Source organism: Ruegeria sp. ANG-R, from assembly GCF_000813985.1.
In the GTDB taxonomy this organism is placed as follows: Bacteria; Pseudomonadota; Alphaproteobacteria; order Rhodobacterales; family Rhodobacteraceae; genus Ruegeria.
On the sequence record NZ_JWLJ01000041.1, the window covers coordinates 1 to 3244 of the forward strand.

3 protein-coding genes are annotated in these 3244 nt (G+C 53.0%); all 3 read right to left on the bottom strand.

The genetic code is table 11. The features are described 5' to 3' along the window. The coding region (locus RA27_RS22995) for a class II glutamine amidotransferase (RefSeq protein ID WP_039544651.1) at positions 1-557 on the bottom strand (557 nt) is incomplete at its 3' end. 105 nt (positions 558-662) lie between these two features. Further along, positions 663-1967: an APC family permease gene (locus RA27_RS23000; protein ID WP_039543831.1), complete on the bottom strand. Its 1305-nt coding sequence runs from the start codon at positions 1965-1967 to the stop codon at positions 663-665. A gap of 1058 nt (positions 1968-3025) precedes the next feature. Beyond that, the coding region (locus tag RA27_RS24550) for a hypothetical protein (protein WP_039544654.1) at positions 3026-3244 on the bottom strand (219 nt) is incomplete at its 5' end.

The window sequence follows — 3244 nt, forward strand, 5'->3', positions numbered from 1 at the left end:
CTCATATGCAGATGCGGCGCGGACCCATGGGCTCGACTCATCGCCTCTAATTGCCCGGCCGCTCGTTCAAGCGCGGTTTTGGGATCGTCGGCAAGGCCTTCGTGCAGGGCAATCAAGAACATCGCCTCGCTATCTGTTGTCCCTTCGCGATGGTGGTACAGGTCATCGGGGATCAGCGCATTCGCGTGGCGGCGAAAATCGGAAAATCCGCCAACTTCGCCGTTATGAACGAAACTCCAATTGTCAGCGGTGAACGGATGGCAGTTCTCACGGCTGGTCGGCGCGCCGCTTGACGCGCGTATATGGCCCAGAAACAGCCCTGAAGAGACATGTTCCGCGACCGATTTCAGATTGCGGTCTGACCAGGCGGGCAGGATGTCACGAAACACACCCGGGGTTGGGCGAGCACCGTACCACGCCAAACCGACACCATCTGCATTTGTGGGCGTCACACTTTGGGTCGCGTGCAGACTCTGGTCTATGAGTGAATGCTCCGGGTGCGAGATAACCTCACTCAAATGAACCGGTTCTCCGATGTAAGCAGCCCAACGACACATTCATAATTCTCCCTGATTTCGTCAGAGGCGCCGACTGGCCTCCGCTTCTGCCCGCGGCGATCACGAACGAGATGGATAGCGCGGCGAGAAGTGTTTGGCACCATCCTAATTGTTTCGAAGGCGAACTTCTCTTTTCGCGATGTTTCTATAAGCAATTTCAATCACAAAAGCTGACACAATCATACCCGCGAGAATCCACAGATGCGGACGGGTTGCCTCGTTTTGACCAACCTGCCAGCAGAGGGCAAAGAATGCGATAGCGCAGGCGATTACGCCCGCCATCGAAATCCAGGCACGGCTTTCGGTTTCCTTGGCCAGCCGCACATTCGCGTAGTTCACGGCCAGAAAGATCAGCAAAAAGCCCGCGCTGCCCATTGTCGCAATGGCGTTCAGGGGCAGAAAATTGACGATCACCAATGCAATGGCGGCGAACAGGAACATCCCCTCCAACGGTTGGCCGCGCAGATCCCGTTCCAACTCGCGCGGCAATTCACCGGATTTTGCGATCGTGTATGTCAGGCGCCCCGCGCCATAGAAAGTCGCGTTGATTGCAGAGGATGTAGCCAACAGGGCAGCAACGGTAACGATATGCCCCCAAGGGCCCATGAAACTGCGCGCGGCATAAGAAAGAGAATAGTCAGAATGGGATTCAATCCGCGGAAAGGAAAGATGCCCAAGAACCACAAACGTGATCAACACATACAGAACGATGGCGATCAGCACGCCGCCAATATAGGCAATTGGGAGCGCCCGTTTCGGGTTCTTGATATCTTTGCTGGCGTTCGCGATTAACTCGAAACCTTCGTAGTTCAGGAAAATTACCATAGCTCCGGCGACCAGCTCGAAAGGTGGTACATATTCCGAAGCGCTCATCCTGCTCCAATCCATCGGCATCGCAAGACCGATGGCGATGAAGATAAGCAAAAGAACCATTTTGCTGGCGTTAAATGCATTCTCGGACCGGATCACCAACGCAGCACCGAAAATATTGACGACAACAAGCGCAACTAGCAGGCCACTGGCCAGCAGCCTTGTATAAAAGCCCGTGTCGAATTCGATGAAAATGGAACTTGCGTAGCTGCCAAACGCATAGGCGTAAACGGCAAGCAAAACCATGTAGCTCATGGACAGAAGAATATTCAATGCACCGGAAAACACTCCGACGCCATATCCCTGGATCAGGAATTCGACGGTACCGCCTTCGCTGGGATAACGCAGAGTCATTCGCAGGTAGGAATAGCTTGTCAGAAGGGCAACAATCCCGGCGATGACAAACGCCATTGGCGCACCACCTTTGGTCAAGTGAATCGTCAGGCCCGTGACAGCAAAAATCCCGCCACCAACCATCCCCCCGATACCGATCGACAGAGCCGAAAACGTGCCGATCTTACCTTCCGTGGTGTCAGCCATGGTGTCCCTTTTTCATTTCCGCGCATAGCGGAGTGCGTTTCCGCGGCATTGCGCATTCGAGGCGGCCACCCAGAACCTGTGCAACGCCTGCAGACTTGTTGCGGCCATCATTGGTAGCAGTAGCAATGAATAGGGATGTGCCGCAATCTCAGACCTCAAGTTAATGAAATTTCCTGTTCAGTACTTAATAGCTCGCAGAAGAAGAACGAGCAGGCCTCTATATGATTTCGTTATAAGAAGCGCACCTCCTGTAGAAAGTGGTCCTGCACGCTGTTTAACCTTAACTTAAGTAGATGATGGTGCCCTAACCCGATTTAATACAGATCATAGCTGAACGCGTGATGCGAGCTGGAAACACGAGGCTCAACAGGCGGGATTCGAGATACACGCCGGTAGCCGCGGCAAGGGCAGTACCAACGCAGCGGATTCGAGACACAAACACACGAGGAATTACACACGCATCTTAGCAAAACAACCCGGGCTGAAATCTTGCTTCACGCCGGCCAAAAAACTATCCAACCGCATTCGTGAAAGCACTCAAATACGATTGCGCCCGCGTCAACCCGCTGCCCGACGCCAAAACCGCGTTGTTATTGATAGGAGATTCGATCAAAAATTATAACGGCAGCCATTCACGCAGCGGCCTGAAATGCGGACCTTAACACGGCTTGTCCCAATCCGTCAGGGCCGACCACAAGTTTTTTAGACACGAGGATTCTCAGCCACCAAACACCCAGATTTGTCAATCTTGCTGTTAGAGTCACGATATCGAAAGCCGCACCGAACTCCCCTGATAAGTTCTTTCAGCTACCGGCGTGGAATCGAGTATCGCCGTGCTAGGATGGCCCTTAAAATCCTTAACGTATCTATGCTCTACCCATTCAAAAAACGCTGATCTATCAGCTCAACCTTGGCACAGGCTCAGGAGTACTCGACACTACCGCAGTCTTTGCATTCAATGCATAGGTTGCGCTCATTAGAACCGACTCTGGTCACTCCAATGTTGGCAACGCAGCCACGCGTGATCTGCAAAGACCGCGCGTGGCTGATGCAAACTGTTAGATACTCCAGGCGTCAAGGTCCTGATAGATCAGGTCTGTCTCATCCCCGAATATCGAGTCCGCTTGGGCAATCACGTCATCTCGACTGATCCCCTCCAACCGGATGGATGTGTCACCATCGAAGATAACAGCCGTGCCGCCATCACTCTGCAGGATGAGATCATCAATATCCTTGAAATCACCAGAACCACTGCTGATTACCAGTTTATCAAGGCC